16 protein-coding genes are annotated in these 14,600 nt (G+C 47.8%); 5 read left to right on the top strand and 11 right to left on the bottom strand.

Annotated elements, in window-relative coordinates; genetic code table 11:
• Nucleotides 1-41 precede the first annotated feature (41 nt).
• Nucleotides 42-2,585 (bottom strand): glucans biosynthesis glucosyltransferase MdoH, encoded by a 2,544-nt coding sequence (gene mdoH / locus EQY_RS0109415; RefSeq protein ID WP_071987932.1) that lies wholly within the window; start codon nt 2,583-2,585, stop codon nt 42-44.
• A complete protein-coding gene (gene mdoG, locus EQY_RS0109410) occupies nt 2,578-4,113 on the bottom strand; it encodes a glucans biosynthesis protein MdoG (RefSeq protein ID WP_077629659.1) in 1,536 nt (511 codons plus the stop codon). Before mdoG ends, mdoH begins: the two co-directional genes overlap by 8 nt.
• Before the next feature lie 392 nt (nt 4,114-4,505).
• On the opposite strand from mdoG, the gene mdoC reads away from it, so the two are divergent.
• Entirely contained in the window at nt 4,506-5,663 is a 1,158-nt protein-coding gene (mdoC, locus tag EQY_RS0109400) for a glucans biosynthesis protein MdoC (protein ID WP_001070368.1), read from the top strand.
• A gap of 7 nt (nt 5,664-5,670) precedes the next feature.
• On the opposite strand, the gene clsC is transcribed toward mdoC, so the two are convergent.
• The 6 genes from clsC to csgB form a co-directional block, all read right to left on the bottom strand.
• A complete protein-coding gene (gene clsC / locus EQY_RS0109395) occupies nt 5,671-7,152 on the bottom strand; it encodes a cardiolipin synthase ClsC (protein ID WP_123056765.1) in 1,482 nt (493 codons plus the stop codon).
• Entirely contained in the window at nt 7,094-7,627 is a 534-nt protein-coding gene (gene ymdB / locus EQY_RS0109390; RefSeq protein ID WP_000842234.1) for an O-acetyl-ADP-ribose deacetylase, read from the bottom strand. The genes clsC and ymdB overlap by 59 nt, the downstream gene beginning before the upstream one ends.
• A 94-nt stretch (nt 7,628-7,721) precedes the next feature.
• Nucleotides 7,722-8,033 carry a YmdA family protein gene (locus EQY_RS0109385; protein ID WP_000489603.1) on the bottom strand — a complete coding sequence of 104 codons (312 nt, stop codon included), beginning with the start codon at nt 8,031-8,033 and terminating at the stop codon, nt 7,722-7,724.
• 116 nt (nt 8,034-8,149) lie between these two features.
• Nucleotides 8,150-8,482 carry a curli assembly chaperone CsgC gene (gene csgC / locus EQY_RS0109380; RefSeq protein WP_000992819.1) on the bottom strand — a complete coding sequence of 111 codons (333 nt, stop codon included), beginning with the start codon at nt 8,480-8,482 and terminating at the stop codon, nt 8,150-8,152.
• Nucleotides 8,483-8,540: 58 nt separating this feature from the next.
• The gene (csgA, locus tag EQY_RS0109375; RefSeq protein ID WP_000771421.1) at nt 8,541-8,999 is read right to left on the bottom strand and encodes a curli major subunit CsgA; all 459 of its coding nucleotides are present in this window, start codon (nt 8,997-8,999) and stop codon (nt 8,541-8,543) included.
• Nucleotides 9,000-9,039: 40 nt separating this feature from the next.
• On the bottom strand, nt 9,040-9,495 hold the full coding sequence (gene csgB, locus EQY_RS0109370) for a curli minor subunit CsgB (protein ID WP_010345644.1): 456 nt from the start codon (nt 9,493-9,495) through the stop codon (nt 9,040-9,042).
• Between the two features lie 756 nt (nt 9,496-10,251).
• On the opposite strand from csgB, the gene csgD reads away from it, so the two are divergent.
• The 4 genes from csgD to csgG are packed head-to-tail and all read left to right on the top strand — an operon-like array spanning nt 10,252 to nt 12,597.
• Nucleotides 10,252-10,902, top strand: a complete 651-nt coding sequence (gene csgD, locus EQY_RS0109360; protein ID WP_000481491.1) for a biofilm master transcriptional regulator CsgD — start codon at nt 10,252-10,254, stop codon at nt 10,900-10,902.
• Between the two features lie 4 nt (nt 10,903-10,906).
• Nucleotides 10,907-11,296, top strand: coding sequence for a curli production assembly/transport protein CsgE (gene csgE / locus EQY_RS0109355; protein ID WP_000833234.1), 390 nt, complete (start codon nt 10,907-10,909; stop codon nt 11,294-11,296).
• A 24-nt stretch (nt 11,297-11,320) separates the two neighbouring features.
• Nucleotides 11,321-11,737, top strand: a complete 417-nt coding sequence (csgF, locus tag EQY_RS0109350) for a curli production assembly/transport protein CsgF (protein WP_001264078.1) — start codon at nt 11,321-11,323, stop codon at nt 11,735-11,737.
• 26 nt (nt 11,738-11,763) lie between these two features.
• On the top strand, nt 11,764-12,597 hold the full coding sequence (gene csgG, locus EQY_RS0109345) for a curli production assembly/transport protein CsgG (RefSeq protein WP_001189336.1): 834 nt from the start codon (nt 11,764-11,766) through the stop codon (nt 12,595-12,597).
• A gap of 62 nt (nt 12,598-12,659) precedes the next feature.
• Here csgG and EQY_RS0109340 read toward each other — a convergent pair whose 3' ends face one another.
• The 3 genes from EQY_RS0109340 to EQY_RS0109330 all read right to left on the bottom strand — a co-directional run bounded on the left by EQY_RS0109340 (nt 12,660) and on the right by EQY_RS0109330 (nt 14,568).
• Nucleotides 12,660-13,151, bottom strand: coding sequence for a DUF1097 domain-containing protein (locus EQY_RS0109340; RefSeq protein ID WP_032147879.1), 492 nt, complete (start codon nt 13,149-13,151; stop codon nt 12,660-12,662).
• Between the two features lie 101 nt (nt 13,152-13,252).
• Nucleotides 13,253-13,807, bottom strand: coding sequence for a molecular chaperone YcdY (gene ycdY, locus EQY_RS0109335; protein ID WP_001001897.1), 555 nt, complete (start codon nt 13,805-13,807; stop codon nt 13,253-13,255).
• A gap of 23 nt (nt 13,808-13,830) precedes the next feature.
• Nucleotides 13,831-14,568, bottom strand: a complete 738-nt coding sequence (locus tag EQY_RS0109330) for a phosphatase (protein ID WP_000283652.1) — start codon at nt 14,566-14,568, stop codon at nt 13,831-13,833.
• Nucleotides 14,569-14,600: the final 32 nt, after the last annotated feature.

Genomic DNA, 14,600 nt, shown 5'->3' with positions numbered 1-14,600 from the left:
CGAAACCTTGCAAATTCAATATATTGCAGGTATCTACACTTTTATTGCGAAGCCGCATCCGGTTTACGCAATGCCAGTGGATTCAACTTTATCCCTTCGTAGTAACTCACCCATGAAGAATATCTCTCCGGGGAATTCCAGACGCGGAAATGCAAACGAGCCATCGTCACCGGATCGCTTAGCAGCACCAGACGACGATCGCGATTCAGCTTCTCTGGCGTCTCGTTCAGCGCCTGTTCAACATGGCGGTCACGGGCGATTTCCAGCACCTTACTGGCGCGGTGACGCGCAGTGGCCATTGCCGTTGCCAGAGCGTTAAACGACGGATTAAACACTGCATGCATAAAGCCATCGTCGAGAGAACGTTGACGGTTCATCTCAAGGAAACGATCGGTATCGATCAGTACCTGAGGCGGTGAATACTCTTCCGGGATCAGGAACAGTTTCCAGCGTTTCGTGCGCAGCCCAACGGTTGTACGGCTGGAGATCACCGAAACAAACGGTGACAGAATCAGCGAGAAGACAATCGGTGCCAGCCAGAACAGGAAACGCAGATCCAGCCACGCCATACCGACCGCCCACACTAACCCCAGTAGCAACTGTGAGCCGTGGCGTTTAAACGCTTCGCCCCAGGAGGTAGAGTCGTCATCACGTTGCGGGGAATTCCACACCACTTCCCAGCCAAGGAAGGCGCTAACCACGAATACCGTATGGAACAACATACGCACCGGCGCCAACAGCACGGAGAACAGCACTTCTAACAGCAGCGATAACGTAACTCGCCAGAAGCCGCCATACTCTTTAGTCCCTTTGCACCAAATAAGCAAAATACTCAACAACTTCGGCAGGAACAGCAGCACCATCGTCGAGGCAAACAGCGCAATCGCCAGTTCAGGACGCCACTGTGGCCAGACCGGGAATAACTGCCGTGGTTGCAGGAAGTATTGCGGTTCGGTCAGCGCGTGCACGACCTGCAATGCGGTAGAGAGCGCAAGGAACATAAACCACAGCGGTGCGGAAAGATAAGACATCACGCCCGTCAGGAACACCGCGCGGTGAACCGGGTGCATCCCTTTAACCAGGAACAAACGGAAGTTCATCAGGTTACCATGGCACCAGCGGCGATCACGTTTTAACTCGTCAAGCAGGTTAGGCGGCAGTTCTTCATAAGAGCCAGGGAGATCGTAAGCAATCCATACCCCCCAGCCTGCACGGCGCATTAGTGCGGCTTCCACGAAGTCGTGCGAAAGGATTGAACCCGCAAATGATCCTTCACCAGGCAGCGGCGCCAGCGCGCAGTGCTCGATAAACGGTTTCACGCGGATAATCGCATTATGCCCCCAGTAGTGCGACTCGCCGAGCTGCCAGAAATGCAAACCGGCAGTGAACAATGGCCCATAGACACGGGTCGCAAACTGTTGGCAACGTGCATATAGCGTATCCATACCAGACGCTTTCGGCGACGACTGGATAATCCCGGCGTTCGGGTTGGCTTCCATCAGGCGCACCAGACCGCACAAACAATCACCGGTCATCACCGAGTCCGCATCCAGCACCACCATGTAGCTGTACTGGCTACCCCAGCGACGGCAGAAATCGTCAATGTTACCGCTTTTACGCTTCACGCGACGGCGGCGACGGCGATAGAAAATCTGGCCTTCGCCCTGCACTTCGGCGATCAGCTCCATCCAGGCTTTTTGTTCTGCCACACAGATGTCCGGGTTGTAGCTGTCACTCAGGATATAAACATCAAAGTGTTTGGCATTACCAGTCGCTTTCACGGATTCCCACGTTGCACGCAGACCTGCAAAAACGCGATTCACGTCTTCGTTACAGATAGGCATGATCAATGCTGTGCGATGCTCCGGATTTAACGGTTCATCGCCAACGGTTGAAGCGGAAATACTGTATTTATCGCGCCCAATAAGCAGTTGCAGGAAGCCCATCAACGCCGTCCAGAAACCGGCTGACACCCAGCAGAAAAGAACAGCGAAGAGGATCAGAATACCGGTTTGCAGCATGTAAGGCAGAAGCTGCATAAAGGAAACCCACAAATCCTGATCGACCATATCAACTGGATTAATCAGCGCCCACCCCTGATAAGGCAGAATGGTCTTCATATACCAGGTAGCGACGACGGTTTGCGCCAGAGTGAGAAGAAGCAGGATGTAACGACGGATGGTGCCGACGGTACGCCACTTTTGCTCGCTCTCCTGCTCTTCTTTGGTCAATCGCGCCAGATAGCGCGGCGTCACATCGCGCCCACGCAGACGCTCCCAGAAACGACCAACCGGGTTAGTACGCCACGGATCGGGGAACATAGAAGAACGTTTTGCTTTCGGCATTGCCTTAAGCTGATCGCGCCCTTCGTCGTCTTGAATTAACTGTCCATCAGCGAGTGAATCTGGCCAGGCTTGTTCCAGACGTGCTTTTACCGACCCTTGCGGGGAGTCATCCTCTCGCGCCCAGGTTCGGTGTTCAGCATCCAGCGCCTGATGAACAGCGCGGATATCAGTCTTCGGCAATGCCGCTTTCTCGCTTGCGGAGATGGGCATTGCGTCAATGTACTCGGTTGTCTTATTCATTGGCAGGTAACTGGTAGCTCCAGGTTTCACTCAACGTTTGATCGGCATTCACCAGGGCAGCACGCATTTCAGTGGTTTTCTTGGCATCTTTCACTTTCACACGCATTACCAGACGCCAGCCTTTGGTGACCGGGTTATAGCGCACCGTGCTTTCTACAATCTCACCATTATCGCCAATGCTGGTTTGTGCAGTGACCGGTGTATTCTCTGGCAGTTTTTTCATCTCTGCGCCAGTAAAATCGACCACAAAAGCGATAGTGCCGTCAGGCTGTCGAATCAGGTTCGACTGCTTCACATCCCCCGTTGAACGACGCGTCTGCTGCACCCAGGCGTTATCAGGCGCGTGAAGTTTGTCTTCATCACGGCTGAAAGTAATGGTGTATTTAAAGTTCATCTCTTTACCTGGTTCCGGTAACTGATCCGGCGTCCAGTAAGCGACGATGTTATCGTTGGTTTCATCGTTGGTTGGAATTTCCACCAGCTCAACGCTGCCTTTGCCCCACTCCCCTTTCGGTGTCACCCACGCGCTTGGACGGAGATCGTAACGATCGTCGAGATCTTCAAAGCGGGAGAAATCGCGGCCGCGCTGCAACAGACCGAAGCCTTGCGGGTTTTCCATCGAGAAGCTGCTGATCGCCAGATGTTTCGGGTTGTTTAGCGGACGCCAGATCCACTCACCGTTACCAGCATGGATAGACAGACCGTTGGAGTCGTGCAATTCCGGACGATAATTATTCGCCGGAGATGGCTGGTTCGGCCCGAACAGGAACATACTGGTTAACGGCGCAACGCCCAGTTTGCCGACTTTATCGCGCAGGTAGATTTTCGATTGCACATCAACAACCGTGTCACGTCCCGGCATAACAACGAACTTGTAAGCGCCTGTCGCACGCGGCGAATCAAGCAACGCATAAATCGTTAAACGCTTATCGGTCGGTTTTGGACGCTCGATCCAGAACTCCTTAAAGCGTGGAAATTCTTCACCTGATGGCAAAGCGGTATCAATAGCCAGGCCTCGGGCAGAAAGACCGTAAACCTGACCTGCGCCAATCACGCGGAAATAGCTGGCCCCGAGCATGCTGACGATTTCATCATTTTTATCTTTGCTGTTGATCGGGTAAAGCACTTTAAAACCGGCAAAACCAAGATCTTTTACCGTGTCTTTGTCATGCTGAACATCGCCGAAAGTGAAATAATCCGGGCTGTATTTGATTCTTTTTACTGCCGTTGCAGTGACTTCATTTATTTTGACCGGTGTGTCGAAGTACATACCCTGATGGTAGAACTCGAGCTTGAATGGGGTCTTCAGATTGTTCCAGTATGCTTTGTCATGATTAAACTGGATCTGTTGATAGTCCGCGTATTTCATGTCGCGGAAAACGGAGGGCAAGTTACTTTTAGGCGCCTCATAGCCTTTCCCGGCTAAGGATTGAGCTTGCTTTGCGACATCGTCAATGCTGAAGGCCCAGCTTGATGATGTATACAGGGTTAACATTACTGCAGCACTCAACCAACGCATTTTCATCATTTGTAGTTTATGTTTCATAATAAGTAAGCACTTCCCCCTTTGTGTGCTTATATCGATCCGATCTATTTTAATGGATAACCAGCCATTCCGACAACAGAATCCCGGTATTATTCAGCGCGCCGGCTCATGGATTAAGCACCTGATTGCAACCGTTTTCACTTTCCGTGCTTATCCTAAAGACAGAAGGAGCGAGTTCGTGTAGGGTTTGCCGGCAAATTTATTTATCAACCGTCTTACAGGCGCTTCCATTTTGGTTAGTGATTGCGGCTATGCCGCGCAAAAACACATTTGAAGCCTGCACCTCATGCAGCAGGTCAGTGTCGTTACGGCAAAAGCCTAAAGGCATTACCCGGCGGGGATAAGACGAAAAATCCGAGATTAGTTAACCATATATGAATCCAGTACCCGCGCAGCGTGAATATTTCCTCGACTCCATCCGCGCATGGTTGATGTTGTTAGGGATCCCTTTTCATATTTCTTTAATCTATTCAAGCCACACCTGGCATGTGAATAGCGCAGAACCGTCATGGTGGCTGACGCTTTTTAACGATTTCATCCACGCCTTCCGTATGCAGGTATTTTTCGTTATTTCCGGATATTTTTCCTACATGCTGTTTTTGCGCTACCCGTTGAAAAAATGGTGGAAAGTGCGCGTTGAACGCGTAGGGATCCCGATGTTAACGGCTATTCCCCTGCTCACCTTGCCGCAATTCATTATGCTGCAATATGTCAAGGGCAAAGCGGAAAGCTGGCCTGGGCTATCATTGTATGACAAATATAATACTCTGGCCTGGGAGTTAATTTCACACCTGTGGTTTTTACTGGTGTTGGTCGTTATGACGACACTTTGCGTGTGGATATTTAAACGAAAAAGAAATAATTTAGAAAATTCAGATAAAACAAATAAAACTTTCTCGATGGTTAAGCTATCGATACTATTTTTCTGTCTGGGAACTGGCTATGCAGCAATAAGAAGAACGCTATTTATCGTTTATCCACCCATTTTAAGCGATGGCATGTTCAATTTTATTTTCATGCAGACGCTGTTTTATATGCCGTTCTTTATTCTCGGTGCGCTGGCTTTCATTTTTCCTAATCTAAAAGCCTTGTTTACCACACCGTCTCGTGGATGCACTCTCGCGGCAGCACTGGCATTTGTTGCTTATTTGCTCAATCAACGCTACGGCAGCGGCGATGCCTGGATGTATGAAACCGAGTCAGTGATCACGATGGTGCTCGGCCTGTGGATGGTGAATGTGGTCTTCTCCTTTGGCCACCGTTTGCTTAATTTCCAGTCAGCGCGGGTAACCTATTTTGTAAACGCGTCGCTATTTATTTATCTGGTTCACCACCCGTTAACGCTCTTTTTCGGTGCTTACATCACTCCGCACATTACATCAAATCTGCTGGGTTTCCTCTGCGGTCTGATATTTGTGGTAGGGATTGCGATAATTCTGTACGAAATTCATTTACGCATTCCGTTGTTGAAGTTTTTGTTCTCCGGCAAACCGATCGTAAAACGCGAGAATGACAAAGCGCCAGCTCGCTAAACCATACTTACAATAACCATTCAACGGGCAATATTGACGCCAGTCTGACCATAACCCGCTTCCAGAAACTGGTGGCGGGTTCTTTTTTGAGGATAATTTCCTCCTTCCCATGGCGATCGACCCAGTTGATTCGTCCCCACCGATCCAGACGGAGCTGCCAGGCCGCATCATACTGGCTCTGAATAAAGCGTTTATCGATTAATTGTGCCAGCGTTTCGCTCTCTATCACGAAGCCCATTTCAGTATTGAGCAGCGTTGAACGCGGATCGAAATTGAATGAGCCAATAAACACTATTTTGCCATCGACACTGAATGTTTTAGCATGAAGGCTTGCGCCGGAATTACCAGTTATACCGCGATCGTGCAACGTGCTGCTTTGTTCCCGCGTCGGTTTCAGTTCATATAACTCAACGCCATAGCGGAGCAATTTTTTGCGCCAGCGAGCATACCCGGCATGAACGACAGCGACATCGTTAGCGGCAAGTGAATTGGTTAAGATAGCTATCCTGACCCCTTTTCTGACCATTCGTAAAAGCTGCGCCACTCCCGCGCGCGTTGGCACAAAATAGGAAGAGATAATATCAATACGTTCGCTGGGGGAGCCCATGATATCGAACAGGCGCTGCGGTAACAGTGAATGCCGTTTTGCCTTGCCCTCCCCTTTTGCCGGATCATCACTTAATAAACGCGTTCTTGCCCAGATAAGCGGCAATGTTCCGTCAACCAGTTGATTTATAAACGGACTTAACTCCATTTTGCACAAATAGCGATGTGTCTCGGTGTCGTTGTACCAGGACGCAGGTAGCTCAATACGGTCAGCCATTTCGCCATCGGGAACATCCAGCACCTGCTGCAACGGTGAAACTGATTTGCAATACCAGTAGCGGGCAAAATCATCGGCAACATCCTCAACAACCGGCCCTATTGCCAGGACATCTAAATCTGAAAAAAGTGGCTCTTCTCCCGCGCCGAAATAGGCATCGCCAACGTTGCGCCCGCCCACCAGCGTTACCACGCCATCGACGGTAAAACTTTTATTGTGCATACGACGATTGAGGCGGGAAAAATCGGTGATATAACCAAGCGGACGTAACAAGCGAAAAGAGAAAGGATTGAAAAGTCGAACTTCAATACGCGGGTGACTATCGAGCAAGCGTAAAATATCATCAAGACCGGGAGTATTATTGTCATCCAGCAGCAAACGGACGCGAACGCCACGCTTCGCTGCGGCTAACAGAGCCGAAAACAGCAATCGCCCCGACATATCGTCCTGCCAGATGTAATACTGAACATCCAGCGTATGCTCCGCCATTTCTGCCAGACGATATCGTGCAGCAAACGCATCCAGACTTTTATCAAGGGGGAAAATGCCGCACTGCCCAGGATGTTGCGAGCACAGCGGCAGCACCGCGCTCGCCAGCCGGGGCAAATCATTCATCTCCTTGTTGGGTAAGGAGTCTTTCGTAGAGGTGGGCATTTTCTGCATCATAACAGACAAAGTATACCTGCTCAGGCAAAGCGTGACGGGTAATAAATTCTGAAACGGTTTTTACTGCTATTTCAGCCGCTGCAGCACGCGGGTAACCATAAACGCCGGTGCTGATGGCAGGAAATGCCACTGTCGCATAGCCGTTCGCCGCTACCAGTCGTAGACTATTGAGATAGGCATCCTGCAATAACTGGTCTTCGTTTTGTTCGCCACCGCGCCAGACAGGCCCAACGGTATGCACAACAGCTTTGGCAGGGAGATCGCCCGCAAGAGTAATCACTGCATGTCCCGTGGGGCAATCGCCCTGTTGCTGGCGAACTTTCAAACAGGCATCCAGCAACGCCGGGCCGGCTGCGCGATGAATAGCGCCATCAACGCCGCCGCCCCCCATTAGTGACGGATTAGCCGCATTAACAATAACATCAACGGCTAGTTTAGTAATATCACCCTGCACAACATGAATACGCGATTTCATAACGCCTCCTTACACCCTCTTGTTTCTTAAGTGTACAGCAGTGTTTTTAGGTAAATCGCATTTTTCTTGTCAGCAACGTGAGTAGTTCAGAAACTTAGTTATATTCGATGTTCATCACAGCCAGCTTTTTCTGCTCATCAAGATACTGCACTTTTACTGAGGCAATTTGCGCATTTTTAACTTTGCCACTCATTAACTCTTTGCTGGAATACGTTTTGCTCTGTACTGGACCATTTTGCATACAGGTCATTTCAACTGGCGTTTGCAGGGAGCTCACGTCACACGAGGGTTCCACGATTTGACCATAAAAATGAATCACGCCACCTTGCGCATTGCTTTCCGCTGTTGCAAAGAAAGGAAAAACCAGGCTGCCGAGCATAAGGGAGTTTAACAACGGTCTGAACATCTATTCTGTTTCCTCAATGATTAATCATCCTTGAGGGGGTTATCCATGCTTTCAGGTTGGTCGATTCGCATCAGACCGTTCTCTTCCGGCTCGTTTTATGCTCAACTATTAATACATTAAGACTTTCCTGAAGAGGGCGGCCATTGTTGTGATAAATGAAGTGACTGTCCATCAGAAACCGTAACAACTATTTTCACCCGATCGTCCGGGGAAATATTTAAACTCAACTTCGTCAAGGCAATGGGTTGATTAGCGGGTAATGAAAGGGTCTTTTCTTGCTTCGTCTGACTTTGTCCCGAACTGCCTTCGCGTAGTGACAATATCTGAACCCGGCACAAGCATGATTGCGTAAGAGTAACTTCAGGAATAATGGTGTACATGTCACCTTGCTGGGTTGTATTAAAGGTTATCTGGCTGGAAAGTGCCGCGAGAAGTAATAACGCGTTCATACTATTCTCCCGAAAAAAAACAGGGCTTGCGCCCTGTTTCTGTCATACAAATTCTGTATTAGTACTGATGAGCGGTCGCGTTGTTACCAAAGCCAACCTGAGTTACGTTGACGCTGGAGTTAGATGCAGTCTGGTCAACTGCTGCACCGTTGCCACCACCGAACTGTTTAACAGTCATTTCAGAGTTTTTACCGTTCCACTGATCAAGAGTGGCGCTGTTACCGAAGCCACGCTGGGTCAGTTCAATTGAGCTGTCATCAGAACCTTGTCCTACGTCTGCGCCGTTACCGCCGCCGTGCTGGGTAATAGTCAGATCAGAGTTGCGGGCATCAGCCTGCAATGCAACAGCAGAGTTACCGCCACCGTACTGATAAATATTCAGCTCTGAATTCGGGCCGCTGTTATTGCCGCCACCACCGTGGTTGCCGCCGCCACCGCCGTACTGAGGAATAGAACCTGCCAGAGCGCTACCGGAGAATACGATTGCTGCAATTGCTGCTACTTTTAAAAGTTTCATGTAAAACCCCCATCGGATTGATTTAAAAGTCGAATGGAAATTAACGTTGTGTCACGCGAATAGCCATTTGCGACTGTCTCTGCACTACAATTGCCGTTTTTTGAGTACCATGCTGCGTAATATTTGCTTTATTACCAGAACCTTTCTGGATAATCATTGCAGTATTACCATATGCGCCTTGCGAAATACTGGCATCGTTGGCATTGCCCGCCTGATCAATATATGCAAGGTTATAATCTCCTGTCTGGTCAATCTTTGCCCGGTTGCTATTACCCTCTTGCGAAACAACCGACAAAAGTTTTGAGCCTCCCTGCCGTAACTGTGCACTATTATTAGTACCAGCTTGACCAACTATGGCTGCCTGATTAAATGAAGACTTACTCAATTCATTTACCGCTAAGTTATATTCTGAATTAGCTAAATCATAACCTGCTGCGGCTGCAATCCCAGGCGCACCCAGTATTGTTAACATCACAAATAACAATTTGTTTTTCATGTTGTCACCCTGGACCTGGTCGTACATTTAAGAAATTAAATCATTTCAACTTGGTTGTTAACGCAAACCGTTTTTTGTTAACGCTGCGTTACGATGGAAAGTATGTCTGCGGAAATATTTTTAATAACTCACCCGCGCGTTGTATTTTGCTTTTTTTGTTCATACCAAAGTATTAAAACTCGCGCAAATACGCTGTTATTTACGCAAAAATTATTTTGTTTTCTTTTAAAGTACCGTTTTTTGACAGCAAAAAATCGACAGTCAGCCTTCCTTCATGATTCGCGAAGATTACGTCGATATGTCTGTTTGACAAGCCGTGACAAACATCGTCTTTTTACGGCAAAAAATTGTCCATGGGCAACATCAGAGAAAGTAAGAAATTTTCACACGACAAAAGAACTATGTGAAAATAATTTTTATATGGATAATTATGGACTTAGCGTAATTTGTATGACTTTTTAAAATTGTGCAATAAAAGCCATATGTACAACTTTTCTATCAATTCTAAACTCCACAACCACGCTGCGTTAATATTTTAAAATTCCAGATTACATTTTGTTACACGTTTAACACTTGATTTAAGATTTGTAATGGCTAGATTGAAATCAGATGTAATCCATTAGTTTTATATTTTACCCATTTAGGGTTGATTTATTACTACACACAGCAGTGCAACATCTGTCAGTACTTCTGGTGCCTCTATTTTATAAAGGCAGCTGTCAGGTGTGCGATTAATAAAAAAAGCGGGGTTTCATCATGTTTAATGAAGTCCATAGTATTCATGGTCATACATTACTGTTGATCACTAAACCTTCTTTGCAGGCGACTGCGTTATTGCAGCATTTAAAACAATCGCTGGCAATCACAGGAAAACTGCATAATATTCAACGTTCTCTGGACGATATATCTTCTGGCTGCATTATTCTGTTGGATATGATGGAAGCAGATAAAAAGCTCATTCATTACTGGCAGGATACATTAAGCAGAAAACACAACAACATTAAAACGCTGTTGTTAAATACTCCAGATGATTACCCGTACCGCGACATTGAAAACTGGCCGCATATCAATGGTGTTTTTTACGCCATGGAGGATCAAGAACGCGTAGTCAATGGGTTGCAAGGCGTCTTACGTGGTGAATGCTACTTTACGCAAAAGCTTGCCAGTTACTTGATTACACATTCCGGTAACTATCGTTATAACAGCACGGAATCTGCCCTCCTTACTCATAGGGAAAAAGAGATCCTTAATAAGCTGCGTATCGGCGCCTCCAATAACGAGATTGCTCGTTCGCTGTTCATCAGCGAAAACACGGTAAAAACGCATCTTTATAATCTTTTCAAAAAGATAGCAGTTAAAAACCGAACACAAGCGGTCTCATGGGCAAACGATAACCTCAGGCGATAAAGCCATGAAACGTTATTTATGCTGGATTGTAGCAGTAGAACTTCTCTTCGCTGCGGGAAATGTTCACGCCGTTGAAGTAGAAGTACCGGGATTGTTAACTGACCATACTGTTTCCTCTATTGGCCATGATTTTTACCGTGCCTTTAGTGATAAATGGGAAAGTGACTACACCGGTAACTTAACAATTAATGAAAGACCCAGTGCACGATGGGGAAGCTGGATCACAATAACGGTGAATCAGGACGTTATTTTCCAGACATTTTTATTCCCATTGAAAAGAGACTTCGAGAAAACTGTTGTCTTTGCACTGATTCAAACTGAAGAAGCACTAAATCGTCGCCAGATAAATCAGGCGTTATTGAGTACGGGCGATTTGGCGCATGATGAATTTTAAATAAAAAATTGTTCGGAGGCTGCAATGCGTGTCAAACATGCAGTAGTTCTACTCATGCTTATTTCACCATTAAGTTGGGCAGGAAATATGACTTTCCAGTTCCGCAATCCAAACTTTGGTGGTAACCCGAATAACGGCGCTTTTTTATTAAATAGTGCCCAGGCGCAGAACTCGTATAAAGATCCGAGCTATGACGATGACTTTGGTATTGAAACGCCATCGGCGTTAGATAACTTTACTCAGGCCATTCAGTCCCAAATTTTAGGTGGACTGTTGTCGAATATTAACACGGGTCAGCCAGGGAGAATGGTAACCAATGAATATATTGTTGATATTGCCAACCGCGATGGTCAATTGCAGTTGAATGTGACGGATCGCAAGACAGGACAAACCTCGACCATCCAGGTTTCGGGTTTACAAAATAACTCAACCGATTTTTAAGCCCCAGCTTCATAAGGAAAATAATCATGCAGCGCTTATTTGTTTTGGTTGCCGTCATGTTGCTGAGCGGATGCTTAACCGCCCCACCTAAAGAAGCCGCCAGACCGACATTAATGCCTCGTGCCCAGAGCTACAAAGATTTGACCCACCTGCCAGCGCCAACGGGTAAGATCTTTGTTTCGGTATACAACATTCAGGACGAAACCGGGCAATTTAAACCCTACCCGGCGAGTAACTTCTCCACTGCTGTTCCGCAAAGCGCCACTGCGATGCTGGTCACGGCATTGAAAGATTCTCGCTGGTTTATACCGCTGGAACGTCAGGGCTTACAAAACCTGCTCAACGAACGCAAGATTATTCGTGCGGCACAGGAAAACGGCACTGTCGCGGTAAACAACCGAATCCCGCTTCAATCGTTGACCGCAGCCAATATCATGGTTGAAGGCTCTATTATTGGTTATGAAAGCAACGTCAAATCGGGCGGTGTTGGGGCGAGATATTTTGGTATTGGTGCAGATACGCAATACCAACTTGATCAGATTGCCGTGAACCTGCGCGTCGTCAATGTAAGTACCGGTGAGATCCTCTCTTCGGTGAACACCAGTAAGACGATCCTTTCCTATGAAGTCCAGGCGGGTGTCTTCCGCTTTATTGACTACCAGCGGTTACTGGAAGGGGAAGTGGGTTATACCTCTAACGAACCGGTTATGCTCTGTCTAATGTCCGCCATCGAAACAGGCGTTATCTTCCTGATTAACGACGGCATCGACCGTGGCTTGTGGGATTTACAGAATAAATCAGAGCGGCAGAATGACATTCTGGTGAAATACCGTCACTTATCAGTACCACCGGAATCCTGATACATAAAAAAGCCGGAGTTTATTCCGGCCCTTTACGATTCAATCTAAAGCGTGAGTGCTCCTCACGCTTTATTTTTGACTTGTTGCTCACGGTGAGCGGACTTAGCACTGCGCGCCGCCAGCCAAAGACCGCTGTTTTTCATTGCGTAACCAAACACCAGCCCAAGCGCCAGCGAAGGTAGCACCAGCTTCCAGTTCCCTTGCCCGGCAAACGTCGCACATGCGCCAATAAACGTCCCCGGAACAAACGACAACAATACCTGTTTCGCCTGAATACACATCAGAAAAGCGACAATACCGGTTATGACATAACCGAGAATTTCCAGATGTGGTGCCAGAGCACTGCCGTAAATAATAACCATCGCCCACACCACGCCACTAAGCAGTGTTGCAGCGGAAATAGCCAGCCCTTTTAGCCCACCTTGCGGACAGGCAAAGTAGGCCGTACAGCCCAGGAAACCTGCCCAGCTAAGTAAGCCAAGGGAAACAGCCACCCAGCCCCAGATACCGGAGAGAATGCCTGTTGTGATTGCAATAGAGAGAAGTATGTTCATGCCGCGCATGATAGCAGAAAACGCGACTATGAATGAGATCGAGCACACATTTTATGCAACAGCTATATATAGATTGCAGTAATGAGTGATTCCGATCACATTTATTCCTCTGATTCTTCCTCAAGTTCATCCCACATTGCGCTGATTGCATCGCGGGTTAGCGGTGCCATGGTGCGCCAGAACGGTGTAGTCGCATGAGCCTCAACTTTACCGAGAAATGCGCCGCACCAGGGCAACAGATACTCGCTAAACAGTGTTTCCAGAGCTTCGCTTTCATCCTCTGTTGACAGATCTTCCAGCCAGGAAGCGGCCAGCAGCAAAGTACCAATGTGATCGGCTGGCGTATCCGCTAACGGCATACCGCGTTCGGAAAGGAAAGTACGGACTTCTGTTTCTGTGGCGCCCTCAACCCAGGTGCTGCGATAAGGTGAAACTGCGCATTCATCACCGACGAATAATGCATTGTAATCGGCAGAAACTTGCGCCATATCACAGCTTTTCTGCAAACGCGCCAGCAATTCATCCTGTTCCAGCGGCCAGTTCGCCGCCAGTTTCCCTTCACGAATTAAGGTAAACAGCGGAACCAGTAAAGGATCCTGCGGTTGACGGTAATAGAGCGAACCCAGCACACGACACAGGATAGAAAACTCGTTCATTAATTTATTTCCGTTAATAGCAATTAAAGATCAGCAAATTCCGCAATCGGCGCCATGCCGCGAGATTCAAGGAAATTCAGCAAACGGCGTGGCGAAACATTCAATATTCTCTCTTCCGGAAAATCCACTGCGTCGAGGATCTTACGGCATTCTTCAAAATCGCCCATGGTAAAAGCGGTATGAGAATCCGATCCTAACGCGACCCAACCTCCGGCATCGCGCACCGCAGCGGCAACCGCACGGCAGTTATCTTCACTGCCCTTACGCGAATGTAAGAATGAGGAGTTATTGATTTCCAGCGCCACCTGATACTTAGCAGCAGCTTCAGCAACAGCTTTAAAATCAATTGGATATCGTGGATTTCCGGGATGGCTAACCACGTGCACATGCCCACTCGCCATCGCGGCAATCATGGCCTGAGTATTCGTAGCTTCATCATGCGGCGCAAAAACCGGTTCATGAAAACCAGCAATGATCAGATCCAGCGAGTCAAACATTTTGCCGCTGCAATCAATTTCACCATCAATATTTTTGATATTGGCTTCGATGCCACGCAGGATCCCCACCCCATCGACGACTCGCGGCCAGATACGCATATTAATGAAGTGCCAGTGATGCGGTGCATCTTCCATATCAGGGCCATGATCGGTGATCGCAAAAAGTTTAATGCCTTTCTGTTTGGCCTGGGCAATGTAATCACTTAATGTGCTATATGCATGTGTACTGGCAACGGTATGCATATGAAGGTCGACGGGATACATAACTCTTATATGAACACATCCCGTTTGCAAGG

It is taken from the genome of Escherichia sp. TW14182, from assembly GCF_000208525.1.
Classification (GTDB): Bacteria; Pseudomonadota; Gammaproteobacteria; order Enterobacterales; family Enterobacteriaceae; genus Escherichia; species Escherichia ruysiae.
Note: the sequence above shows the minus strand (reverse complement) of the source record. Positions and strands in the feature narration are given on the sequence as shown.